Annotated in this window: 17 protein-coding genes; 5 read left to right on the top strand and 12 right to left on the bottom strand. The window is 41.4% G+C overall.

Features of this window, described 5'->3' with window-relative positions:
• Nucleotides 1–68: 68 nt before the first annotated feature.
• The 4 genes from ACHUFA_RS07795 to ACHUFA_RS07780 are packed head-to-tail and all read right to left on the bottom strand — an operon-like array spanning nucleotide 69 to nucleotide 2,985.
• Nucleotides 69–458, bottom strand: a complete 390-nt coding sequence (locus ACHUFA_RS07795) for a cytidine deaminase (RefSeq protein WP_222348346.1) — start codon at nucleotides 456–458, stop codon at nucleotides 69–71.
• Nucleotides 445–1,107, bottom strand: coding sequence for a deoxyribose-phosphate aldolase (deoC, locus tag ACHUFA_RS07790; RefSeq protein WP_222348344.1), 663 nt, complete (start codon nucleotides 1,105–1,107; stop codon nucleotides 445–447). Before deoC ends, ACHUFA_RS07795 begins: the two co-directional genes overlap by 14 nt.
• A gap of 14 nt (nucleotides 1,108–1,121) precedes the next feature.
• The gene (locus tag ACHUFA_RS07785) at nucleotides 1,122–2,399 is read right to left on the bottom strand and encodes a pyrimidine-nucleoside phosphorylase (protein WP_394405398.1); all 1,278 of its coding nucleotides are present in this window, start codon (nucleotides 2,397–2,399) and stop codon (nucleotides 1,122–1,124) included.
• Entirely contained in the window at nucleotides 2,386–2,985 is a 600-nt protein-coding gene (locus tag ACHUFA_RS07780; RefSeq protein WP_394405396.1) for a class I SAM-dependent methyltransferase, read from the bottom strand. The genes ACHUFA_RS07785 and ACHUFA_RS07780 overlap by 14 nt, the downstream gene beginning before the upstream one ends.
• Nucleotides 2,986–3,060: 75 nt before the next feature.
• Here ACHUFA_RS07780 and coaA point away from each other — a divergent pair, with 75 nt between their 5' ends.
• From coaA to ACHUFA_RS07765, 3 genes are all read left to right on the top strand, one after another.
• Entirely contained in the window at nucleotides 3,061–3,981 is a 921-nt protein-coding gene (gene coaA / locus ACHUFA_RS07775) for a type I pantothenate kinase (RefSeq protein WP_222348332.1), read from the top strand.
• Nucleotides 3,982–4,054: 73 nt separating this feature from the next.
• Nucleotides 4,055–4,288 carry a 30S ribosomal protein S20 gene (gene rpsT, locus ACHUFA_RS07770; RefSeq protein ID WP_222348330.1) on the top strand — a complete coding sequence of 78 codons (234 nt, stop codon included), beginning with the start codon at nucleotides 4,055–4,057 and terminating at the stop codon, nucleotides 4,286–4,288.
• Nucleotides 4,289–4,335: 47 nt separating this feature from the next.
• On the top strand, nucleotides 4,336–4,860 hold the full coding sequence (locus ACHUFA_RS07765; protein WP_394405393.1) for an AAA family ATPase: 525 nt from the start codon (nucleotides 4,336–4,338) through the stop codon (nucleotides 4,858–4,860).
• A gap of 75 nt (nucleotides 4,861–4,935) precedes the next feature.
• Here the strand turns inward: ACHUFA_RS07765 and ACHUFA_RS07760 are convergent, their stop codons facing one another.
• The 5 genes from ACHUFA_RS07760 to ACHUFA_RS07740 form a co-directional block, all read right to left on the bottom strand.
• On the bottom strand, nucleotides 4,936–6,252 hold the full coding sequence (locus ACHUFA_RS07760) for a sensor histidine kinase (protein ID WP_394405391.1): 1,317 nt from the start codon (nucleotides 6,250–6,252) through the stop codon (nucleotides 4,936–4,938).
• Nucleotides 6,242–6,916, bottom strand: a complete 675-nt coding sequence (locus ACHUFA_RS07755; protein ID WP_222348324.1) for a response regulator transcription factor — start codon at nucleotides 6,914–6,916, stop codon at nucleotides 6,242–6,244. Before ACHUFA_RS07755 ends, ACHUFA_RS07760 begins: the two co-directional genes overlap by 11 nt.
• 163 nt (nucleotides 6,917–7,079) lie before the next feature.
• Nucleotides 7,080–7,925, bottom strand: a complete 846-nt coding sequence (locus ACHUFA_RS07750) for an ROK family protein (RefSeq protein WP_394405389.1) — start codon at nucleotides 7,923–7,925, stop codon at nucleotides 7,080–7,082.
• A gap of 9 nt (nucleotides 7,926–7,934) precedes the next feature.
• Nucleotides 7,935–10,574: an alpha-mannosidase gene (locus ACHUFA_RS07745; RefSeq protein WP_394405387.1), complete on the bottom strand. Its 2,640-nt coding sequence runs from the start codon at nucleotides 10,572–10,574 to the stop codon at nucleotides 7,935–7,937.
• A gap of 1 nt (nucleotide 10,575) precedes the next feature.
• Complete coding sequence (locus ACHUFA_RS07740; protein WP_222348318.1) at nucleotides 10,576–11,868, bottom strand: glycoside hydrolase family 125 protein; 1,293 nt, start codon at nucleotides 11,866–11,868, stop codon at nucleotides 10,576–10,578.
• Nucleotides 11,869–12,049: 181 nt separating this feature from the next.
• On the opposite strand from ACHUFA_RS07740, the gene ACHUFA_RS07735 reads away from it, so the two are divergent.
• On the top strand, nucleotides 12,050–14,155 hold the full coding sequence (locus ACHUFA_RS07735) for a GH92 family glycosyl hydrolase (RefSeq protein WP_222348316.1): 2,106 nt from the start codon (nucleotides 12,050–12,052) through the stop codon (nucleotides 14,153–14,155).
• 48 nt (nucleotides 14,156–14,203) lie between these two features.
• Here the strand turns inward: ACHUFA_RS07735 and ACHUFA_RS07730 are convergent, their stop codons facing one another.
• Together ACHUFA_RS07730 and ACHUFA_RS07725 are read right to left on the bottom strand one after the other, a co-directional pair.
• The gene (locus tag ACHUFA_RS07730) at nucleotides 14,204–15,517 is read right to left on the bottom strand and encodes a response regulator transcription factor (RefSeq protein WP_222348314.1); all 1,314 of its coding nucleotides are present in this window, start codon (nucleotides 15,515–15,517) and stop codon (nucleotides 14,204–14,206) included.
• On the bottom strand, nucleotides 15,514–17,124 hold the full coding sequence (locus ACHUFA_RS07725) for a sensor histidine kinase (protein ID WP_222348312.1): 1,611 nt from the start codon (nucleotides 17,122–17,124) through the stop codon (nucleotides 15,514–15,516). The genes ACHUFA_RS07730 and ACHUFA_RS07725 overlap by 4 nt, the downstream gene beginning before the upstream one ends.
• A gap of 213 nt (nucleotides 17,125–17,337) precedes the next feature.
• Here ACHUFA_RS07725 and ACHUFA_RS07720 point away from each other — a divergent pair, with 213 nt between their 5' ends.
• Nucleotides 17,338–18,714: a glycoside hydrolase family 1 protein gene (locus ACHUFA_RS07720; RefSeq protein ID WP_394405384.1), complete on the top strand. Its 1,377-nt coding sequence runs from the start codon at nucleotides 17,338–17,340 to the stop codon at nucleotides 18,712–18,714.
• A 59-nt stretch (nucleotides 18,715–18,773) separates the two neighbouring features.
• Here ACHUFA_RS07720 and ACHUFA_RS07715 read toward each other — a convergent pair whose 3' ends face one another.
• Nucleotides 18,774–24,686, bottom strand: coding sequence for a ZmpA/ZmpB/ZmpC family metallo-endopeptidase (locus tag ACHUFA_RS07715; protein ID WP_394405382.1), 5,913 nt, complete (start codon nucleotides 24,684–24,686; stop codon nucleotides 18,774–18,776).
• Between the last annotated feature and the right edge of the window lie 92 nt (nucleotides 24,687–24,778).

The raw sequence follows: 24,778 nt of genomic DNA, 5'->3' as shown, positions 1-24,778 counted from the left end.
CCCTCCTAAAAATCTTTTGGCAATAATTTGCCGAGTAAATTTGCTTGCAGTCTCTGACTGCTCACAGCCTATTTCAGGTCTGTGAATGAATAAGGAAGTAACTCCTGGACTGTCATCACGACGGTCGATCGATCTTCAGCGACCAAGGTCACTGGTAAATCCTTATCAAAAAACTCTACCATAACTTGGCGACAAGCACCACATGGTGAGATTGGCTGTTCGGTTTTTCCGAATATTACCAATTCTTTGAATTCTCTTTCTCCTTCCGAAATGGCTTTAAAAATCGCAGTCCGTTCACCACAATTGGTCAAACCGAAAGAAGCATTTTCAACATTACAGCCCGTAAAAACACGACCATTTTTGGCAACTAAAACAGCACCAATCGGAAAATTCGAATAGGGCACATAGGCATTTTTACTGGCTTCAATAGCTAAATCAACCAGTTTAGTATCCGCCATCTGCTTTCAATCCTTCCATGATTGCCACACCAGATGAGGCACCAATACGAGTTGCACCTGCTTCAATAAAGGCTTCTGCATCTTCCAATGAACGAGCTCCACCAGATGCTTTCACTCCCATATCAGCTCCTACAGTTTGACGCATCAAGGCTACGTCTGGAACAGTTGCTCCACCTGTAGAGAATCCAGTAGAAGTCTTAACAAAATCTGCACCAGCACGTTGAGCTGCCATGCAAGCTGCAATCTTTTCTTCATCTGTTAATAGGCATGTTTCAATAATGACTTTCGTCAAAGTCCCATTTGCTGCTTCAACGACCGCACGGATATCTGCTTCAAGAGCTTCCACATTTCCAGCTTTCAACTGACCAATATTGATCACCATATCGACTTCATCAGCACCGTTTGCAATCGCATCTTTTGTTTCAAATGCTTTTACAGCCGGAGTATTTGCCCCCAAAGGGAAACCGATAACTGTACATACTTTGACATCGCTATCTTGCAATTCTTTAGCTGCAAGACTAACCCATGTTGGATTGACACAGACACTTGCGAAGTCATATTTTTTTGCTTGTTCAATCAGTGTTAAAACTTGCGCTTCTGTTGCATCAGGTTTCAAAAGTGTATGGTCGATATATTTATTTAATTCCATTTTTCTTTCTCCTATTAAGAAATGATTTCAATAATTTCTTTGATTTGAACCACTGCGTCTTCTATTTTAACATTTTTTTGAAAATCTGTAAGCATATTTTCAGAAATATTTTGGCTGGCATAGATTGTTGCAAGTGGCTCTCCGACTACGATGGCTTCCCCTACTTTTTTATGGAAAACAATTCCTGTTTCATAATCAAGTGCATCTGTCTTCACAGCACGTCCTGCACCTAATTTCACGGCAAAAAGACCAAATTCTAGAGCTGGTAAAGCTGTAATAGTTCCCGTTTTTTCTGCTCGAACTTCTACTTGATGACTCACTTGAACTGGACGATACAAATCTTCCAAGTCACCCCCCTGTGCAACGACCATTTCTTCAAATTTCTTGAGCGCTGCGCCATTTGTCAAGTGCTGACGAACTTCTTCAAGAGATTTATCGACATTGGCAAGCCCTAACATGATTTGAGCCAATTCACAAATAAATTCTGTGACATCTGCTCTTCCTTTTCCTTGCAAAATATCCAAGGCTTCAAGGATTTCCAAACGATTTCCGATACTAGTACCGACTGGTTGTGACATATCTGTGATGACCGCTACCGTCTTACGTCCAACAGCCTTACCAAGCTCTACCATAGTACGCGCTAAGACACGAGCATCTTCAATATTCTTCATGAAGGCTCCCTCGCCGACAGTAACATCTAACAGAATGGCATCTGCTCCTGCCGCAATTTTCTTAGACATGACAGAACTGGCAATCAATGGAATGGTATCAACTGTGGCTGTTACATCACGCAAGGCATAGAGCAATTTATCTGCCTTCACCAGTTTGTCTGACTGACCGATAACCGCAAGACCTGTTTCCTGCACTTGACGGATAAAGTCTTCCTGTGTCACTTCAATTTGGTATCCTTTGATAGACTCTAACTTATCAAGGGTACCTCCAGTGTGACCCAAACCACGTCCACTCATTTTAGCAACTGGCACATCAAAACTTGCTACAAGAGGGGCTAAAATCAGGGTTACTTTATCCCCTACACCTCCCGTAGAGTGTTTGTCTACTTTAATACCTGCAATAGCAGATAAATCAATTTGCTCACCCGTAGCGACCATGGCCATGGTTAAGTCAGAAATTTCACGTGTTGTCATCCCTTTGAAATAGATAGCCATAGCAAAAGCTGACATTTGGTAATCTGGAACGGTTCCGTCTACATAGCCATTGACCAACCAAGTAATTTCTTCCTTCGTGAGTTCTAATCCGTCTCGTTTTTTTTGAATTAAATCAACTGTTCTCATCTTTCACACTTTCTAAAATATAATATCCTTTGTCTTTTTTAAGAATTTGACAATTCCCAAAAATTTCCTCCATTTTTGCCTTTGCGCTAGGAGCACCCTGCTTTTTCTGGATAACAATGGTCAAACTCCCACCAGATACCAGATGGTCATAGGAACCTGAAATCACTTCATGAACCACAGCCTTACCAGCACGAATAGGCGGATTTGAAATTACATAATCAAATTGACCTGTGACATTTTCATATATATTTGACTGGAAAATAGAAGCTGAGACATGATTTTTCTCAGCATTCTTCTTTGCTAATTCGAGTGCACGGTTATTGATGTCAATCATAGTAAGCTGGACACTAAAAACCTTTCCTAAAGTCAAACCAAGTGGACCGTATCCACAGCCCACATCCAGAACTTTTTTATCTTTTTCAAACTCTAAGCTATTCAAAAGAACTTGACTACCATAATCCACCATTTTCTTACTGAAAACTCCCGCATCCGTCAAAAATGTCATAGGAGTATCCAATAAAGTCACTCGTAATTCATGGATATCGTGAGCGACATTGGGATTTTTTTCATAATACATATTTGTCATATTTACATTATACCACTTTGTAAAAACGTTTACAAGATGTTTTACAATACTATTAAATCATGCTACAATGTTGCTATGAAAAATGAACTATTAAATTTTGAAAAAATCAAGCGAAAAACCTGGCAAAAACTGCATCGGAACACAACTGTCCCTTTAACACAAGAGGAACTCAATTCCATTAAAAGTTTTAACGATAAAATTTCTTTGCAAGAAGTTTTAGATGTCTACCTGCCCTTGACCAATCTCATTCGGATATACAAGAAGGCTAGTGAGGATTTAGCATTTTCAAAAAGTTTGTTCTTGCAAGCACGCAATCGCCCACAGCCTTTTATTATCGGGATTGCTGGTAGTGTTGCGGTTGGAAAATCAACCACTAGCCGCTTACTTCAAATCCTTCTAGCTCGCACATTTAAGCATGCAAAGGTTGAGATGGTCACAACCGACGGCTTTCTTTTCCCAAATGACATCCTTGAAGAGCGAAATATTTTAGCTAAAAAAGGATTTCCTGAATCCTATAATATGGAACTGCTGTTAGATTTTTTAGACAATATCAAGAATGGTCAGAGTTATGAAATTCCTGTTTACTCTCACGAAGTCTATGATATCGTCCCCGATAAACAGCAAAAGATTGACGCGCCAGACTTTCTCATTGTGGAGGGAATCAATGTTTTTCAAAATCCACAAAACCAGCGCCTCTATGTCAGTGATTATTTTGACCTAGCCATCTATGTGGATGCTGACGTGGAAAATATTGAAAATTGGTACCTGGAACGGTTCCAAAAACTGCTAAAATTAGCAGAAACAGATCCAAACAATTACTACCATCGCTTTACCCATTTGCCTTTTAATGAAGTGCTGAGCATGGCTCAAGACACTTGGAAAAATATCAACCTAGCAAATTTGGAAAAGTATATTGAGCCGACACGTAGTCGAGCAGATATCATTCTTCACAAGGCGCAAAATCATGAGATTGATGAAATTTATTTGAAAAAATAGATTTTACTTGCCAAGAAGAGTATTTTCCGATATAATGATATGGTTAGTACAGAAAAGGGTGGAGGTGAAACCATTGGCAAACATTAAATCAGCTATCAAACGCGCTGAATTGAACGTTAAACAAAACGAAAAAAACTCAGCTCAAAAATCAGCTATGCGTACTGCAATCAAAGCATTTGAAGCTAACCCTTCTGAAGAGCTTTTCCGCGCTGCAAGTTCAGCAATCGACAAAGCAGAAACAAAAGGTTTGATTCACAAAAACAAAGCGAGCCGCGACAAAGCACGTCTTTCAGCTAAACTTGCTTAATAAAAAAGAGCCCTGTGGCTCCTTTTTTTGTCCCTTGAGGAGGGCTTATGAAAATTGTTATTATCGGTTACAGTGGTGCTGGTAAGTCTACTTTGGCTGAAACTTTATCACGACACTATCAACTAGCACTTCTTCATTTAGATCAGATTCGTTTTGCGCCAAACTGGGAAATGCGTTCAGATACTGACTTTTCCAATGACTTGAACCGTTTTTTAGATAACCATGACTCCTGGGTCATTGATGGACTCTACAGTCGGTTTAGTCTAGAGAGACGTTTGGAGGAAGCTGATCAGATTATTTTCTTGAATTTTGATCGTTGGACAGCTCTCTATCGCATTCTAAAGCGCTATTGGACCTACCGTGGAAAGGTTCGCTCTTCTGCTCCTGCTGGCTGCCAAGAAAAAATTGACTGGCCTTTTCTGAAGTTTGTCATGATTGACTCTAGAAAGGCTGTTCGAAAAAAGCTCTATGCTGATATTTCTTCAACATACCTTGAAAAAATGATCATTCTTAGAAATCAGCAGGACATTGATGCATTTTTACAAACCAAAACCTTATCTAGCAACGATTAGATAGGTTTTTTATATTTAAAATTCTAAGCAATAGGCTCATCATTATATCCGACGGTATCTTGCCCAATCTAATTATTATCTTGGAATTCGGACTTCAAAAATAGATCCTTGTGGTAGATTATCTTGCACCGATATTGTTCCATCTAGACTGTCTAAAATTTGTTTTGCTAAAGATAAGCCTAAACCAAAACCACCTTTTTGGCGTGTACGTGCCTTATCGACCCGATAAAAACGATCGAAAATTTTCTTCTTGTCTTCATCACGGATACCAAGACCATTATCTGTCACACGATAAATCAGCTGACGATCCGTCGCAACAAGCTCAATCTTAATATGGCCATTTTCATCGGTATATTTCATGGCATTGTCAAATAGAATTGTCATGACCTGCTTCAAGAGGATTTTATCCGAATAAATTGCTGTCCATAAATGATGATGAATCTCGAGAGTTTTACCATTTTCTTCTGCAATCAGCTGGTAATTTTTCAGCACTTTTTCAAAGAAGCTAACGGGAATATCTACTAAATTAGGCTTCAATCCATCATCACGCCTTGCTAAATTAAGCAGATTGGTCGTTAGCAAACGCATATTTCGTACTTCTTCCAAGCTTGAGGCAATACTCTCACTAGAATCCAAAATGGTTGCGTCTGGATTACGAAATAGACTTTCCAAACGATTTTGCAATACCGCAAGTGGGGTACGCAATTCGTGGCTAGCATTTTCCACAAAGTCCTTTTGTCGTTGGTAACTAATCAAAATTGGACGGACACTAACCGTTGCCAGATAAATACTGGCGACAATAGAAATCAGCCAGAAAACAATCATAACAACGATGACGGTTGTTTCATAGGAAGAAATAGCCTCTCGAATCTGGGTAGTATTAAACAGTACAGTGACATATTGGACATTGCTGACAATTGATAGGGCTTTTTGCTGAGGCGTTAGTTTGATGGTCATTTTCCGATAATACTCTTTCTCACCAAACAGACTCTCAACCTGAATTTCTTCAATATCATTGACATGTGATTTGTTCAACTTGAGACTAGATAAACCTGACAAGATATCGACATTATTCATAATTGCGCCATCACGGTTATATAATATAATGTAATAGTTTGTATTGAGGGCGAGTTTTGGTCTGCCATCATCCGCATTAGCATTAAACCAATTGACATCGGGTACGGTTCCTCTTGCTAAGGCAAAGTTAATCACTAAGCTAGGATTTTCATGGATTTGATCGAAGGTCTCATCAGACGTATGATACATAGTCGCACGCATGAGGTTCAAGATGATGACGGACATAAGCCCGAAAATCAGTGTAAAAACAGCAAAATAACGGATAAAGTATGAAAAATTATCCGTATGAAGTCCTTTTTTTAGTTTATTCAGCATTTTTTAGAATATAACCAACACTGCGAAGAGTCTGTAGATTGTCTCCGAAAGTGGATCCTTTCAATTTTTTCCTAATCTTTGATACATAAACTTCAACGACAGAGATGGTTGTATCACTATCAAATCCCCAAAGGCGGTCAAAAATCTGTGTCTTTGGTAAAATGACATTTTGATTCTGTAAGAAATAAACCAACAAATCAAATTCTTTTCCTAAGAGTTCCATATTTTTTCCGTTCACAGTTGTGGTGTTGGTTGCTAGATTGACAGTTACATCTCCATAGGTCAACGTATTTTCATTGAACTTACCTGTACGTTTTAAGAGAGCTTGAATACGCATTTTCAGCTCTTCCAAGTAAAATGGCTTGGTTAAGTAATCATCTGCTCCAAGTTCAAATCCTTGTCCTTTATCGTCTAGCCCTTCTTTAGCTGTCATGATCAGAACTGGTGTTGTCACATTTTTCTCTCTCAATTCTTTTAAAACTTGAAAGCCATTTTTTTCAGGCAACATCAAATCTAAAAGAACGATATCATAAACGCCAGATTCGGCTTCATAAAGCCCTTCTTCGCCATCGAAAACTTGCATGACATCTGCAAAGTCATCCAAAAAATCAAATATGGAGTTCGATAAACTCAAATCGTCTTCCACCAGTAACAATTTAATCATATCTTTTTCCTCCCTACCTCTTTATACTCTATTCTCTTATTATATCACGAACACTGAAAATTCATGATAAAACCAATATAGTGACAATGTAGCACAATTGACTTAAATTATTCTAAAAGCTGAAGGGTAATCTCCTCCAGCTTTGGTCTATAAACAAGCGATGTTAAGTAAGTTTTGCTAGCATGTAAGCCCCCATGAGATTTGCCTCTCCATGGAAATGACAGGGCTTAATACTAGGAATGTGAGGAATATCAGGGTTTACTGCCTGAATAGCTACTAAGGCTTTTCGAACTCCTGCAATAAATTCTTCATTTTGACTGATAGAGCCTCCTAGAAAAATATCCTTGGTTCCTAAACAGTAGAAAATATTGATCAGGCCTAAGGCTAATTTGTCATACATGTTCTGAAGAGCTGCTTGGCAGACTGCATCTCCTTTTTCTGCAGCAGCATATACAGCTAGTCCGTCCCAGTCTTGACTGGCTTTCCCACGGCGAACACGCGCCACCATATTACCAGTTGAAGCCTCTTGAGACCAGTTGGTCAGAGGATTTGACAGCATATAGCCAAATTCGCCAGCATAGCCTTTCCAACCTCTCATCAATTTTTTATCCAATACAACGGCACCGCCGATTCCTGTCCCAATCACGACACAAGCAAAATTTTCCAATTCTTCTTGAGCAGCCAGTTGACTCAGCCCAACACAATTGGCATCATTTTCCATAAAAATTGGGTACTGCAGATGTGCCAGTAGGTCAAACCAAGAAGGGCCATGAATATAAGGAACAGCACTAATCCCTTCAACAATACCCGTTTCAGGATTGACAGAACCAGGCAAACTGATAGCAATCGCCGTCACTTCTGAAGTAGAAACAACTTGCTCTTCTATCCATGCCACCAATTCCTCTAGCTTCTCTGGGGTTGGACAGGTTTGTTTGTTCAAGATTTGTTTTTCCTTAATGGCTGCAAACTTGACCCCTGTCCCTCCGATATCAAAACAAGCAATGGTCATAGGCAACTCCTAATCTAGTAATTCTGTCCGAATTTCTTGTGGGCGAACCTGCGATGCTTCTACAGGAATTTCTTTTTCAAGTAAATCAAGACACTGAGCTTGATGACCTTCTAACTCAACTTGATGATCAGCCATATTATAATAACGAATAAGCGCTTTTTGGTCTTCTTCACGTAATTTCAGGCTGGTCACGCAGAGTTTATCATCTTCCAAGGCAGGGTGAAGCTGCTTGATTCCACTAAGGGCAATGGTTCCACTGTGGCAAGTAACTTGCTTAGCAAGGATATTACTGGCAAAGGCTTTAGCTCGGCTGTAGGCAGCATATTTATCAGCACTTGCATGGAATTCTACTGTAAAATCAACTTGAAACTCTCGTAGACATTGGGCATCTGGTGTTGGGAAATAGCCCCAGTCACCAAGTTCACCAGTCGCTCGCAAGATAGTTAGCACCAAATGAGACTTGTCTACCACTTCGTACTCATGCAAGCCCTTGCTAGACACGGTCACTGCTCTGCCATTTTCTTCCGCCAAGGAAACAAAACTGCGATGGCGTTCGGCATGACTTGGGTTCTCCCAATATTTAGACGGTGTGTTTGGACGAACTACCGTTTCAAATGTTGAATCCGCCTCGTGGTGGTCAGCAGTTAGACCTGTCGCCAGAATCGCGCGAACGCGGTGGTCTTTCATCTGGTTTGTAAACTGAGCTGATATGTGAAGCTGCGGCGAGTGGTCATACATGGTAAAGGTCACTTGAATTGGCAAGTCCATTTTTTCTTCTGACCGAAGGCTATGACGTTTCATACACTCAACCAGTTCAATTTGCTCTGCCAACAAGGTATCCGCTGCGCTAACTGGGATTGTTAACCTATAATCTGCCACGAAACGCTGCATAGAACCGATTCTTTCCAGAGGACGAAGGGCACGCGCTTTTGCAGTCACCTTTTCTCCATCCGCTGTCTGAACAAAAATGTACTCATTTCCCATGTCGCCGACATCTTCGAAGGAGAGGAAGTTTTCAATGATACGTCCTGTAGCCTTTTCTGTCAACGTCAATCCTTGTCCGTCTTGGAAATGAATCGCCAGAAAGTTATTTTCAAAGGTTACAGCTTCTTCTTCACAGACTTGATTTTCCTCCACTAATTGGAAACTATTCCAAGACAAGGGTGCCATATTTTCGAGAGCAAGCGTGACACGAAGTTTACGTGCAAAGCCAGCCTGTCTGAACTTGTCTTTTGGCAAGGTATAGTCAAAAATCGCACCTAAATCTTCAATTTTAGCAGCTACTTTGTTTCCTTCAGCATCTTCTACACGGAATTTTGGCAAGGCTAACTGGCTTAATTCGGCATGAGTTTCAGCTAATTTGCCAGCCATCAAGGCTTCTTTTTTTACTGTCAAGTCAACCGAAATGGTCTTGGTTTGTCGGTGCAGAGTCGGATTGACTACTGCAAAGGCTACATCAGAGAGCTTTTCGGTGTCCAGCTGGTTAGACCATTGGTCAAAAGTGCGGTGCAAGAGGAATTCTCCTACTTGTTGGACACGCGCCAAGCGTACTTCCATTTCGCTATGAACTTCATCAATACTGCAGCCGCAGATACTGTCGTGCGGTGCATTTTGCAAGAGCAGTTTCCAAGCGTAGGACAATTCATCACTTGGGTATACTTGACCCGATATAACTGCGAAAGGTTCAACTTCTTCAGCTAAGAGACTGCTTGCCTTATCAAAGGCCTGTTTGAGGTAAATACGTGTTGAGGCAGTATTTGCTAAGGTATACCAGCCATCTGTCTCCTGACTGGTCAATTCACCTTTTACCACTGACAATTCTGTCTGGTCTGACGCAGCCACGGCTTCTGTGTACTGCTTGAAATCACTATGGACAAAGTCAATGTCTGGATATAAGTCACGGGCTACTTGAATAGCTTGACTCAGGTCTTTTTGGACAGGTTGGTGGTCACAGCCATTCATAAAGAGAAGATGAGGCGTTGAAGCGTATTTACGAGCGTCAGCCAGTTTCTTGTCCCAAAATTCTTTAGCAGCACTTGGTTCTGCTGGGATTTCATTTCCATTACTGTACCAATTCGCAAAAAGAACGCCTAACACCTGGCTGTCATCTGCTCCTTGCCAAGTCATTTCAGAGAAAGAGGATTGGAAAACATCATCTGAGAGAACTTGGTTGTCAAAGCCGATTGGTTTTACACCGCGACCAAAAGCTACTGTGTCCAGACCTGATAGCTTGGTTAACTGTGGAATTTGTCCGACATTTCCAAAGGTATCTGGATAGTAGCCAACTGGTACATGACCTTCAGCTCCCCATTTCTTGCTTTCCAAGTGTCCAATCAAGGCATTACGAGCATGTGCTTCATCGGTAATCAGATAATCATCCTGCAAAATGTAGAAGGGGCCCACCTTCAATTTTCCTTCTTGAATGTATTTCAACACCTTTTCACGATTTTGCGGGCGAATTTCCAAATAATCATCTAAAACAATGGTCTGGCCATCCAGATGAAAACTCTTGAACTCAGGATCATTTTCAAAAAGCTCAAATAAATCATCAAAGAGCTCAACGAGACGCATGCGGTGTGCTTCCAAAGGAAGATACCACTCGCGGTCCCAGTGAGAATGGGAAATAATGTGAACTGTCTCTCTCGTCATCTTATACCTCAACTTTCATATCGTAGTAATCCAATACCAACTCACAGAACATCATATTGGCCCATGAGAACCATTCGCGTGAATACAAGCTTGGGTCATCAACATGGAAACTTTCATGCATGACACCTGTACCACCATCACAAGCTACCAAGAGGTCCAAGATTCGTGCTTTTTCTGCCTTATCTTTCGTAGTTAATCCTTCAATACAGAGGGCAATCGGCCAAATATAACGGTAGAAGGTATGACTTGAACCGATACCGGCCGCATGACTTCCCTCATAGTAGTATGGGTTTTCTGAGCTAAGAATGGTTTTACGAGTTGCTTGGTAGATGTCATTGTCAATCGAACAATAGCCTAGATAGGGTGCCGCTAACAGGCTTGGTACATTTGGATCATCCATCACAGAGGCATTTCCGAGACCGTCTACTTCAAAGGCAAAAATGGTTTCTCCTGCTGCATTTTTTGTCAATCCATGCTCCATAATACCGGTATCAATACTGTGGCGCAGATTATCAATTCGTTCTAGCAGGTTGAGATCTAGAGACTTAGACATAGCTGGCAAAATTTCCATGGCGTATTCCAAAACGACTACTGCAAACATATTAGACGGTACCAAGTAGGAATAAATACAAGCATCATCACTTGGTCGGAAAGCTGACCACGTCATACCTGTATAGGCACAATCTGGTCCCATACCATCATTGACAAGGGTATCTTCCTGACGGTCTGTATCACGAACAAAACGATATGAAGATTTTTCTGCATGGCGTTGTTCTGTTTCCCACACGCTGACAATCAATTCCAAGGCTTGGAAAAATTCTTGGTCAAATTGAGCTGTTTCGCCTGTTACTTGCCAAAGTAGATAGGCTAATTGCAAAGGATAGCAAAGAGAATCCACTTCATATTTACGTTCCCAGACCCAGCCAGTTAAGTCGGTATGGTCCGTTTCATGGTGACCATTCCAATTATCCGTTTCATTGAATGAATTGGCATAAGGATCTTTCAAAATCAAACGAATTTGGCGTTTGACCAAGCCGACAATGGTTGAACGTAGTTTCTCATCTTCCTTGGCTAAAAATAGATAAGGCTTGAGTTGGGCTGTTGAATCGCGCAGCCACATAGCCGGAATGTCACCTGTCAAGACAAAACTAGTCCCATCTTCCAAAATTTTCACAGTATTGTCCAAGGTGTCTGTGTAGCAACGGCTAAAGACTTGTCCCCATGCTGGGTGGTCGCTTGTTTTTTCGATAATTTCTTGCAACCATTGGTCAACTTTTTCTTTTGTATATAACATATTTTCCTCCGAACTAAATTTATCTTCTATCTCAAGTATAGTTTAATAAACCTAGCAGAAATTCGTCATACACAAACTAAATGCATTCTTCTACAAAACTTTTCAGCTCTTTTTATCGCGCAAATTCTTCTTAAAAAACATGATAAAATAAGAAGGAAATTTACAAATAGAGGACATGTATATGACCATTTTAGTAACAGATATTGATACTCGTGTCGGCACCTACAATAGCCACGCTTTTTCAAACGGCAATACCTTGCCCTTGACGGGTTATCCTTTCGGAATGAATTATTTTGCTCTACAGACCAATCAGGATAAGGGTTCTTGGTTTTTCAATCCTCATGAACCAGTTTATCAAGGGATTCGCTTGACACACCAGCCTAGTCCATGGCTTGGAGATTTTTCATGGTTGCTCTTGACACCTATGACCAACTGCCCCAAGTCAACAGATATTTTCTTTCGTCAGTCCAGTTATTTACGTGACAAGGCCATTTTTAGTCCAAATAAACTGCAAATTGAGTCAACTCGATACCAGTTGAAGACTGAATTAGTCCCAACTCTCTACGGTGCTTGTCTAACATTGACAGCGACCGAAGCTATCCAACTTGCCCTCTATGCTCCAGGTTGGAGCGACTATCATCAAGTTGATGACTACACCATACAGGCACGTTTGGAAAATGCCAGCGAAACCCAAGACCCTCATTTCAGTATGTATGTGACCCTGAAATTTGACCAACCTATCACTGCTTTTGAAAATCTTGATAGAGAAAAATCATCTGAGTTAACGGGACAGGAATTGCATAGCTGGATTCAATTTGCCCATTCTTCAGTAGAATGTCGCCTAGCAACCTCCTTCATCAGTCAAGAGCAAGCTGATTTCAACCTCCGTCAAATTCAAGATTTTGCAAGCGAAAGTCAAAAGACTCAAGATAAATGGCAGAGTCTGCTTGATCGTATCCAAGTGACTCAAGCTGGTGAAACTTCTACAGAAATGTTTGGACACTGTCTCTATCGTACCCTGCTTTTCCCACAAACCTTCTACGAAGTAGATGCTCACGGAAAAGAATGGCATTATGATACGACAAGTCGTTCTGCAAAAGCTGGAAAATTCTTTACCAATAATGGCTACTGGGATACCTTCCGCTCCAACTATCCTCTGCTCAGTCTGTCCTACAGTGATTACCTAGAGCAATTTTTAGAAGGTATTTACAACTTTTATCAAGATACCGACTATTTACCAAAATGGTTGTCCCCTGATGAACGAGGCATTATGCCAGGTACCTTGGTGGACGGTGTTATTGCGGATGCCTGTCAAAAAGGTTTATGTCCAGACCTCATGCCACAACTTCTTGAGGCTATGATTGAAACACGGGAAAAACCAGATCCAAACCTGCGTTATGGTCGTCACGGTGCTGATGTCTTTGACCAGTATGGCTATCTGCCAAATGATTTTCGCGAAAGTGTCAGTCACACATTGGATTATGCCTATAGCGACTACTGTATCGGAAAAGTCGCTAATATCATTCGTCCAGAGATCGCGGATAAATACTTCCAAAAAAGTTTAGGCTACCGTCAATTATTTGACTCCCAAACGGGCTATATTCGCTCAAAAAATCGACAAGGACAATTCAATACCAACTTCAATCCCTATAGCTGGGGAAAAGATTACGCAGAATGCTCAGCTATTCAAGCTAGTTTAGCTCCCTTACATGATATTGAAGGACTGATTGAACTAATGGGTGGGGAAGACAAATTCCTCGATTATCTCCTCAAACTCTGCAAGGATGAACCGATTTTTGCAGTAGACGGCTACGGATATGAAATCCATGAAATGAGCGAAATGGCGCAGGTGCAATTTGGGCAACTAGCGCTGTCCAACCAACCAAGTTTTCATATTCCTTACCTCTACCAATGGACAAGTAAACCAGAGTACACGGCCTTAATGATTCATGCATTACGCAATCAACTGTTCAGACCAAGTTTTGATGGCTATCCTGGTGATGAAGACAATGGTTCTATGTCAGCTTGGTATATCTGGTCCTGTCTAGGCTTTTACCCTGTCTGTCCTGGAAATGGGGACTACCAACTCGGCCTGCCTTATTTTGAAGAAGTCAAGCTCTACCTTTCTCAAAAAGATAAATGGCTGACCATTCGCTGTGACAACGCCTACCAGCACTTCCAATTTTTATCAAGTGCGCAGTTAGACGGCCAAGTTCTCAAAACAATCCAACACAGCCAGTTACTAGAAGCTCAAGAACTCACATTTACTCGCTCTATCTTGCCATAAACACAAAAACTCTCAAACAGTTGAACCACAACCATTTGAGAGTTTTTATTATTTTTTACGTGCTTCTAATTGCTCTCGGTAAACTTTAGGAGATTCGTTACAGAAGCGTTTAAAGATTTTGTAGAAATAGCCGACATTATTGTAACCAACTTGGAAACAAATTTCCTCGATACTCTTGTCTGTTGTCATCAGTAATTGCTGAGAAACCTTAATGCGTTGACGATTAAGCAGTTCTGAGAATGGTGCTCCGGTTTCTTTTTTGATGATTTGACCTAGATAGACTGCGTTCAAGAAAAGACGGTCACTCATCATTTTTAGGGTCAATTCTTGCTGGTAGTCCTCGCTGACAATTTTCAGCACAGCAGCCACGTGAGCACTATAGCGATGTGTCTGGCAAAGTTGATTGACCTCCTCGCGTACGTAGCCCAGCATTTCTTCCAAAGTATGATAAGAATGAATGGCATCCACTACCGTATGGAAGTTCTCGGTATCAAACTTGTTGAGGTGCTGATAAACTTCTGACATGAGCTGGACAAAGATTTGCTGGGTCAGATACATGGGCGTTTTCCGAGCTTTTAAGAGCTCACCAACCTCTGGTAGTAAGGAGACAAATTCTGAAAAGAGGCCCGTTGTTAATTTATCAGACAAAAGTTTGTAAGGATCTTGAGACACATCTGCCGCTTGACTCTCCGTATCTGCATAGTAGAGTTGTTGCTGAATTTCCTTGTACAATTCATGCACTTGCTCTACAGTAAAGTGGCATTCTTCAAGTGAAAGAAAGTTGCCAACTGGCTTTTCTTTCCATAAATCAAGGTAAATATTTTTGCCTAAAATAGTCGCTGCAAACTGAGAAACAGCCCCCTGACTCTCAATACTTCCAGCAGAAATATAGAAGGTTTGATCTTGGAATTTTTCAACATCCACCTCCTTCAAACTCTCCTCATGTCCTGCTAAGAATTCTCTAGCCCAAGACCAATTATCTTGACTGCGATTGTCCACCAGCTTAGCCAAAATATCTGTCAAGGCAGTACGGTTAACTGGTTTGACCAAGTAATCGACAACCCCTAGAGAGATTGCTTGACGGGCATAATCAAAATCTTGGTAGCCTGACAGGACGATGCAGTCTGTTGTTGGCGAGATTTTTTTCAGTTCAGCAATCATTTCCAGACCTGTCATATCCGGCATGGAAATATCTGTGATAACAATATCTACAGGATTTTCTGCTAAATAGGCTAAGGCTGATTCCGCATTTTCGTCAGTATGGACGATTTCTAGGTCTAACTCTTCACAAGGAATCAATTTTTTTAGGCCCTCGACAATCATATACTCGTCGTCAACTAACATTACTTTTTGCAATTTCATACTCCCTCAATTCTAATCAAGTAGGTCAGTCCACCAAAAGGACTATTGCTAATTTCCATCTTGTAGGCATCTTTAAAATATAGACGCAGGCGCTGATGAATATTTTGAATACCAACGGAACTCGTTTCCCGATAAATATCCTTGGCCACCATTTCTTGGTATTCTGCCATGGTTTCCGCAGACATCCCTTTTCCATTATCTCGAATCAGGATACAAACACCAGATTGCTCACGATAAACCTTGACACTAATCGCATTTGACTTCTTCTTGTAGTCAATACCATGGACAAAAAAGTTCTCAATCAAGGGTTGCAAGGCAAACTTTGGAATCTCCACATCCCGACAATCCGCCGATACTTGATAAGAATAAGCGATTGACTTTGGAAAACGAAGCTGACAAATATAGGAAAACTTCTCACAGAATTCTAACTCACGTTGAATAGTTGTTGTCTTTTCTTGTGAAATACTATTTCGCATCAAAGTGCTAAACTCATAAATCATATCTCCTAATTCATCCTGGTCATGTGTCACAGCATACATGCGGAAAAATTCCAAGGTGTTGTAAAGGAAATGTGGATTTATCTGTGATTGCAAAGCACGTAAATTGGCTTCCTGCTGGGCTATTTCCAGTGTATAAATTTCTCGACTGGATTCTTCAAGATAGTCTAGCATTTCATTGATATTGGTAGAAATTGTCAACAATTCTCGCCGCTTGTGGTCCAAATTAATCCGCAAATCACGGTCACGGCTGGTAATATTTTGCATAGTTTCAACTAAGTCGCTGACCTGATTACCATAGTTAGCAAAAACTCGCTGTAAGATGAGCAAGAGCAAGATACCAACTATCAGACTCAAACAGAGAATACCACCTACTAACTTCAACATATCCATCCGAATAGCAGATTTTTTTACCCCAATTTGCACGCGCGAGCGATTGCCCAAATTTTGCTCATGCAGTAAGGTATTTTTTGCGCTGTTCATGCTGAAAAACGGAGAATCATTTAGGCGGATATTGATATAAACAGGCAAATCAGTCCTATCCATTACCAGATTTTCAAAATAGGACGCATCCACTGTGATATACACAATGGCCATGACGTCAAAATTTTGCTGACTATGCACAGCGATTGAAAATGCATTTTTGGGTTTGCGGTAATCCTTGGCAGAAATCTGCTTACCACTCTTCATGAGATTGGTCGAAACAAAGACTGAATCTTCACTAGTGAGCGCAATATCTATCCCTTTAATAAAGTCATTTCTACGGTAAATATCTATAATATTTTGGTGCAAGGATGGATTAGCAAACCAGATATCCGTTTGGTCCAAGTTCCACTTTGCATAGTCTGCTGGAGACATTTCAAAATACTTGTAGACACCTTCTAGGCGGACTTCATTGTGGAAAATATCGTATATTTCTTCCGAGGCCATATGGTACATTCGATTGGCATCTGATTCCAATTGCGTTGCTACATCTACCTGCATTTTCTCTACATCTCGCAAATACGATTGCATGTTGTTGACCGAAATGACACCAGCAATCAAGAGCAAAATACAAATTGTTATCATGGAATAGAGCCGTAAAAGTGAATGAATCAAGAATTTTTTCATAAGTCCCCCTCTTTTATGACACCTCTTTATCTTACACTAATTGAAACCGTTTTACAATTCCATATTATAGGACCATTATACCATTAAAATCTAGGCACTCCTTAGAGCCCATAACAGTCCTATATTTTGTAGAAACCTTCATATTATTTGTACAATTTTTTTTCTAACTCATATGCTAAGATGAAACTGAGACACTATCAAGGAGAGATTATTATGATTCAATTTCCAAAAGATTTCCTCTGGGGTTCTTCAACTTCAGGTGTACAAACGGAGGGCCGAATTGAAGGAGACGGTAAGGGGGACAGTACTTGGGACTACTGGTTCAAGCTGGAACCACAAAAATTCCACCAAGAAATCGGCCCTGAAACAACTTCTACTTTCTACCAGCACTTTGAAAAAGATTTGGACTTACTGGTGGAAACTGGACACACTGCCTTTCGGACTTCTATCCAGTGGTCACGCTTGATCCCAGACGGAGACGGAGCTATCAATCCTATCGCCTTAGAATTTTACAAACAAGTTTTCCGTGGCGTGAAAGAAAGAGGGATTGAACTGTTGGTGAATCTCTACCACTTTGACCTTCCCATGGTTTTGGAGGAAAAAGGGGGCTGGACAAAGCGCGAGATTGTTGTTGCCTATGAACGCTATGCCCGTATTTGCTTTGAAGAATTTGATGAATGGGTAGACCGCTGGATTACCTTCAACGAGCCAATCGTTCCAGTCGAGCACGGCTATTTTTACCAAAATCATTACCCAGCTGCTGTTGATGCTAAAGCTGGTGTACAGGTTGCTTTCCATACGCAACTCGCTTCCTCTTTGGCTGTAAAGGCTTGTCATCAAATCAATCCAGACAAGAAAATCGGTATCGTTCTCAACTTGACTCCTGCTTATCCACGCAGCCAACATCCAGCAGATGTCAAGGCCGCACGCATTGCAGAATTATTCCAAGCCAAATCCTTCTTGGATCCATCTGTGAAAGGGCGTTATCCTGCTGAGTTGATAGAGATTATCAAACACCATGACCTACTTCCAAGCTTTGAAGAATGTGATTTAGAAGTTATTCGCGAGAACATCGTAGACTACCTAGGTGTGAACTACTACCAGCCTCTTCGAGTTGCGGCTCCAAAATATCTGCCACACCCAGACTCACCATTCTTCCCAGAATTCTACTATGACCATTACCAAATGCCAGGGCGGAAAATGAATCCTCACCGCGGTTGGGAAATTTATGAACGAGGGGTCTATGATATTGCACAAAATATCCAAAATGACTATGGCAATATTGAATGGATTTTGACTGAAAATGGTATGGGGGTTGAAGGCGAAGAAAAATTCAAGGTGGGTGGCACCATTCAGGATGACTACCGTATCGAATTTATCAAGGACCATTTGACGGAACTCCACCGAGCTATTCAGGAAGGTGCCAACTGTAAAGGCTATCTGGTCTGGACCTTTATCGACTGCTGGTCTTGGCTCAATAGCTACAAGAATCGCTATGGTTTGATTGAATTAGACCTAACTGACCAAAGCCGCCACATCAAAAAATCTGGTCATTGGTTCAAAGAACTGAGCCAACAAAATGGATTTTAAGAATATTTTTGACTCATTATTCTACAAAAAACCAACCCGAATTTTGGGTTGGTTTTCTGCTATTTTGTGAAAATACTAGTCTTGAAATCATCTGTCAAGTTGAGGTATTTTTGATAGATTTGACGTTTCAAGCCCCAAACATTTGATGAATCTCTTTCCTTGTTCCCAGCTTCATCCAGCGCTACTGCCGCCTTCATGGCTGTTTTAAGGGACTCATAGTTATTGATAGTGTAGTTTTTACCACCAACAGTTACAGTGATGGACTGCATACCAGCTGCTGCATTGGCTTTGCGCTCATTGTACATGGCAATACGGAAGGCTTCATAGCTTGTGTATTTCCCATTAAAAATCTTCGACAAGATAAAATCATCATTAACCTTGCCGCTAGCAGCTTTGGCTTCCATCGCATAACGGTCAGATACAAATGACGCAAGTCCATCTGTAAATCCAAACTCAGCTAACATTTCAAAGGCAATCACTCGGAAGGAAGCTCCACCTGAAATACCATCATTAGCATGCTGAGCAGCCCAGATAGAATTGAAAAGTGGAACGCTAACATAGTTGTTTCGACCAGCCTCCCATGAACCTTCTTGTCCATTACGCGAAGCACCCAAGTGATTGTTTACCAAGTCATCCAATGAATCAATCTTCATGCTGGCAAATTCGTCCGCAGTTAAGTTGGTCCCAACATCCTTGTACTTGTTCGCGGTAGCCGTGTTCTCAACGGATACCTTCTCAATCTTCTTGAACCACTTATACTTATTAGGATTACTGCTTTCAATAATGGCCTCACCTTCTGCAGCATCCATGGTGTAGATAACATCAAAGATACCATGCATGTAGTTGGTCACTTTTTCATCAGAATTCAAATCAGTATAAGACTTGTTATGGTAACGATCTGGGTGGTCAGAATATCCAGCAGTATTGTCGAAAGTCAAGTTCAAACCATAATATGGCTGATTTGTTCCTGGTGTTTCAAACATACCAGTCGCATAATCTTCACCACCAGAACCTGTACGGCGGCCCCAACCATTGAAGAGAACAGAACCGTCTGTATTGTGGGTTGCTTCGTGGGCAAAGATGCCTCCACCACCCAACAATGAGTAGTAAACAAACTGGGTCATACTACCATCTGCAAAGGCACCTGTACCGTTATTACGGCCAAAGCGATTCAAAGGATTCAAGAAATATCTGACATAGTCGTAACTTTGGCCATATTTTGCCCATTCATTGTCCTGCTTAATCTTATAGGTATCTACTACATACCAAGGCTGATTACGGACAAGGTTCTTCTGACCAGTTTCGCCAACGATAGACTGAACTGTCTCAAAGAAACCATTCATACGGCGAGAAGTGTCTTCGAACATGACGCGCAGATTAGCCAATTGTTTTTGGTATTCAGTCAGATTGCTTGTTGCCAATGACTTGTCAATATAGGTTTCAAGAGCCGACACACTGAATCCTGCTTCATTCGCCGTGAACAAGACAGTATTTTCTGGCAAGGTCAGAGATGGGAAGAGCATGTTACGGTATTGTTTTGGTGTATTGTCATTGATATTGTTGTAGCCATAAGCCAAACGTGACCATACCGTTTCCGTACCAGCGGCTCCTGGCAAGATCGTTGATGCTACTTCGCTAATCCAGGCCTTGCTTGTATTCTTGAACCATTCTGACATAGACGTCAGTGTTTTACCATTTGGCAAGAAGAGGTCACCATTCAATTCCAAGAAACTAATCACTTCTGACGCACCAGCCTTTTGTGCAACCAGATTGGTAATTCCCACCATATTGGCATCACGTGCTACACCCGCATCACCCATTTGTAGCAACCACTCCAGTGTACTTGCTGTATTTTCCTTGTAGAAACCTTTAGCAAATGTCACGGTATCTGCGATATTTGTTCCGTTGAATCCGAAATCATACCAACGATGAAGTGCCGTGAGACCGAGAACAAATTTTTCTTTGTTGTCCAGCACTTGCCGCGTCACGACATCGTAATCTCCGATAGAATGGTTGCTAGCTAGGAATTTACCGATATAGCCATCCAAGTCTTTGGAAATCTCTGCCCAGACATGTCCAAGTTGGAAATCCTTCATATGCATTTCTTTGATTTCCGCAATAACTTGTTCTTTTGAAACAGTGGCTTCTGGCTTATTGTAAAACTGGCGGTAAAGGGTAATATCCCAATCTGTTGGCTGGTAAGAAGCCAAGATCCGTTCTTTCTGTGCATTGATAATAGCATCCCAGTCTGTCATACCTGCTAAGGCAGTCTTAATGGTCTGCACAGCTGACTTGAACTCGTCAGATAGGTACTTTTCAGTGGTAAATTGGATACCATCTGCTGTCGTATATTCTGCTACGCGGTCATTGAAAGTACCAGTATAGCTAGCTGCGACTTGCTGATGACTGCCGTCTGCGTAGAGAAGGTAGAGGCCGTTGATGGCTTCTTTTTGCGTAAATTCATCACGTACCAATTCCTTGTCCTTCATCGGAGTTGCCGAAATCAGTACCTTCTTGACCAAATCGCTCTCCAAACTCATGCCATTTCCTGCACGGATGATATAAGTTGGATTGTAAAGTGGGAATAATTTCTCCAAATTACGGTAGAGCTGCTCACGTGCTGCGTCATACATTGGCAAGATAGAGTAGTCAACTGACTGTACAACACTGATACGGTCTGTATCCTTGGTTGTCGCTGTCACTCCATAATCAACAGCCGTTTCCGTCACATTTTTTGTCTGTTTACCGATTTGGCTTTCCTCGGCAATGGTGCGTTTGATTGGACCAGTCAAAGTCAAAGTTGAAGAGACATTTTCAATACGAGAAGAAGAACTTCCGTAAGAAATAGCACCTGTAATTCCACCAACATACTTGTCAACCGCACCAGTATTGGTCATGGTTCCCACGATACTTGAGTTGGTAATACGGCTGCTATTTGCTACCTTACCAACCAGACCGCCTGCATTTGTCCAACGTCCATCCGTCACTTTAGTAGTATAGGTAACAATAGACTTAGCTTGGTCAATGCTGGTTCCAGAAATACTACCAACAATCGAACCTTCTGAAGAGCCTAATGAGCCCGCAGATTGGTTGCTCTCGATAGTACCTTCAAAGGAAACGTTCTTCAAGGTTGAATTGGTTGCTTCATGAATAATCCCGCCCACATTTCGAGCTACCTTGATAGTTCCTTCAACTGCAACATTTGTAACAGTAGTTTTATCAGCTTTAGAAGCCAAGACACCTGTTCCTGCTTCTGCTAGAACACTATCATTCGGACGGTCAATAGTAACTTCACGCAAGTCCAAATCCTTGATAGTAGCACTAGATAATTTACTGAACAATGGTTTTGCTAAATTTTTAATAGCGAAGGTTTGCCCATTACTCATACCTGTTAATGTTCCTGTAAACACAGTCGTGATGTAGGCTGTTTGATGATTGGTCAAGGATACGGTTGAAGCATCTAAATCGGAACCAATTTCGTAGCTACCAGCTGGATTAGCCGTGATTTTCGCAATCAATTCCGCAAAAGTCTTGATAGCTGTATCCACACCAGAATCCAATTTTTTTGGCAAGACAAACTCAACGACATCTGATAATTGACCTTTAGTATTTTGCTTCAACTCATCCAAATGCGTCTTGACTGTAAAGCCATCTGTACCCTTGGCAGCGATGGAGTCTACTTTGAGATAAATATCCTTGTAACCCTTGTCCTGCACACGGAGATAGTAATTGGTTACATCGCCCGGTACAGCAGTCAAGGCATCTACCGCTACATAATGCTGATTTTCATCCAAGTAATAGAGCGAGAGCTTGTCAATATTCTTAATTTCAAGCGCCTTGTAGGTTAACCAAACATCCTCACGGCGATCAACAATCTTCGTTTTCTTCTCACCATTGTAAGTATAGGTTACAACGGTTTCAATATCATACAGCTTATCGTATTCTAAGTCTGTTACAGCCGTCAAGTCCTTGGTATCTACTGATTTGACCAGTGTACCATTGAAGTAAATATTTGTCTTAGTAGACTCGATGAGCTTGCTTGGATCAGCAGTCGTCGTAGTCAGATTGACCTGACGATCTTGGTCAATGACTTCCATATTTGTCACTGTTACAGTTGGTTCAATTTCTTCAGTAGAAACTGGCTTGGTGCCACGTTTGACAGTGCGTTTTTGCATGGGAACTGTAATGGTTTCTGAAAGGACTGGCTCACCTGTACGGACACCTTTTTCTGTCGTGTAGGTCTTGGTAATAGTCTTCTGACCAACTTGACCTGCAGAAATTTCTACTTCCTTACCAACTTCCAAGTCTGAATCATCAACATATTCTGTTTCTATTTGAATGTCCGCTGTTTCAGTCGTGGTATCTTGTCCTAAAATTGGCTTAGTCCCCTTACGAACCAAACGATTGACTGGGGTGACAATATCTTCTGTGACAGAGATTGCTTCATTCGTCTGCTGACCTTTGTCGGTCTTATAAATCGTACGAGTAATCTTCTCTCCATCTTGACCTTCTGTTACAACTTCTTCAAAGTCTTCATAGGCGGTATCAACCAGTTCAACAGTCTCAGTCTTTGCGATTGGTTCACGCGTCACAACTTCCACTTGACCTTCAACTGGCTTTGTTCCGTGTTCCACAATGCGTGGACGAGCTTCTACCATTACAGTACGAGTCTCGCTCAAGGATGGACCATTGATTTTCCCATTTACCAACTGGTAAGTCTTCTCAATGCGCACAAGTCCGTTTTGTCCTTCATCAAGAACTGTGGTCGTACCAACATACACGTCTGGATTCTCACGGTATTCAACACCAGCTTCCACCACTTCTTCACTCACTTGAGTTGTAATCTCTGTCCGTGAAATCTCCCGCACCGTTTCCACTGGCGTGTGTAGCTCACCTGTTTCTGGATTTACTGAGTAAGTTGTGGTCACTTCTTCCAGAATGCTTACGTTGCCTTCAGTACGAGTCCGATTTTCCACCTTTTGATTACCAACTTGGGACACTACATTTTGTGGAAGAGTTTGGCTGGTCAAGGCTTCGCTAGCAATAATTTCCTTGCTACCGTCCTTGAAACGATAACTTGTTGTATAGACTTTTTCACCATTTACCGGAGCAAGATCATTGAACTTTTCACCAAATGCTAAAGTTGAATCCGCTACATAGGCCTTTCTTGCAGCAACTACTTCCTTACGACTTGTCGATTCAGGAAGCACAATCTCCTCATCAGAAATCGTTTCTGACGGTAAATCGGTCGTCGGAACACTGTCAGATGGAATGACTGCGATGTCTCCTGCAAGTTTGTCCTCTGTAGGAACATAATCTGTTGGGACAACAACCTCATCACTTGCAGGAGTCGTTTTTTCTGAAGTCACTGGCTTGGTCTGGCTAACATCGGTCTTTTTACCTTCTGTAGATGACTTCAGAGCAATATAGTAGCCCGTAAATTCATATTGACCAAGATTTTGTGGCGGCGTTGGGATAGTTGTTCCTGCTTCATAAGTAAAGGCTTCTGTAAATTGGCTCAATCTTTCATTTTCAAGGGCAGAAAGTTGATTGAAGGTCGTCACCCCAACAAGTGTTACCAGCATAGCACTCAATACTTTGCGGCGACGGCCTTTACTGAGAACCACTCCCACAATTAACAAGCCAGTCCCAAGTCCAACCAAGACCATATCAGAAGCTTGACCAGTATGAGGCAAACTATTTTTCGCACGATAGATAAAGTAATAAGCCGTTTCATCTTCAGCTAGCACCTGATTATCAACAAATTCTCGCACCAATTTACGGTCATCACTGCTCAATTCATCATTGACAACATAATGCAGCGAACCCTTAACAGAGGACTTTTGGCTCGTACCGCTATCTGAGTCCGCCCCAATAATAGGTGAAATCGCAAATCCAAGCGACAAGGAAATAACACCCATAGACAACTTACGGATGCTAAATCGCTGTTTTCTTCTAAAATTCCATTTCATTTGTTGAGTATCTCCTTTGAAACTAGTCAAATTTATTTGCATTTTTATTGTATCACAAGACCTATAAAATCATTCTTCAAAGTGTTCTAAAA

Source organism: Streptococcus hepaticus, assembly GCF_043656315.1.
GTDB classification, from domain to species: Bacteria; Bacillota; Bacilli; order Lactobacillales; family Streptococcaceae; genus Streptococcus; species Streptococcus hepaticus.
Note: the sequence above shows the minus strand (reverse complement) of the source record. Positions and strands in the feature narration are given on the sequence as shown.

Coding starts and splice junctions, on each gene's coding strand:
- ACHUFA_RS07795 (WP_222348346.1), bottom strand. CDS start 458: ATGGCGGATACTAAACTGGTTGATTTAGCTATTGAAGCCAGTAAAAAT.
- deoC (WP_222348344.1), bottom strand. CDS start 1,107: ATGGAATTAAATAAATATATCGACCATACACTTTTGAAACCTGATGCA.
- ACHUFA_RS07785 (WP_394405398.1), bottom strand. CDS start 2,399: ATGAGAACAGTTGATTTAATTCAAAAAAAACGAGACGGATTAGAACTC.
- ACHUFA_RS07780 (WP_394405396.1), bottom strand. CDS start 2,985: ATGACAAATATGTATTATGAAAAAAATCCCAATGTCGCTCACGATATC.
- coaA (WP_222348332.1), top strand. CDS start 3,061: ATGAAAAATGAACTATTAAATTTTGAAAAAATCAAGCGAAAAACCTGG.
- ACHUFA_RS07765 (WP_394405393.1), top strand. CDS start 4,336: ATGAAAATTGTTATTATCGGTTACAGTGGTGCTGGTAAGTCTACTTTG.
- ACHUFA_RS07760 (WP_394405391.1), bottom strand. CDS start 6,252: ATGCTGAATAAACTAAAAAAAGGACTTCATACGGATAATTTTTCATAC.
- ACHUFA_RS07755 (WP_222348324.1), bottom strand. CDS start 6,916: ATGATTAAATTGTTACTGGTGGAAGACGATTTGAGTTTATCGAACTCC.
- ACHUFA_RS07750 (WP_394405389.1), bottom strand. CDS start 7,925: ATGACCATTGCTTGTTTTGATATCGGAGGGACAGGGGTCAAGTTTGCA.
- ACHUFA_RS07745 (WP_394405387.1), bottom strand. CDS start 10,574: ATGACGAGAGAGACAGTTCACATTATTTCCCATTCTCACTGGGACCGC.
- ACHUFA_RS07740 (WP_222348318.1), bottom strand. CDS start 11,868: ATGTTATATACAAAAGAAAAAGTTGACCAATGGTTGCAAGAAATTATC.
- ACHUFA_RS07735 (WP_222348316.1), top strand. CDS start 12,050: ATGACCATTTTAGTAACAGATATTGATACTCGTGTCGGCACCTACAAT.
- ACHUFA_RS07730 (WP_222348314.1), bottom strand. CDS start 15,517: ATGAAATTGCAAAAAGTAATGTTAGTTGACGACGAGTATATGATTGTC.
- ACHUFA_RS07725 (WP_222348312.1), bottom strand. CDS start 17,124: ATGAAAAAATTCTTGATTCATTCACTTTTACGGCTCTATTCCATGATA.
- ACHUFA_RS07720 (WP_394405384.1), top strand. CDS start 17,338: ATGATTCAATTTCCAAAAGATTTCCTCTGGGGTTCTTCAACTTCAGGT.
- ACHUFA_RS07715 (WP_394405382.1), bottom strand. CDS start 24,686: ATGAAATGGAATTTTAGAAGAAAACAGCGATTTAGCATCCGTAAGTTG.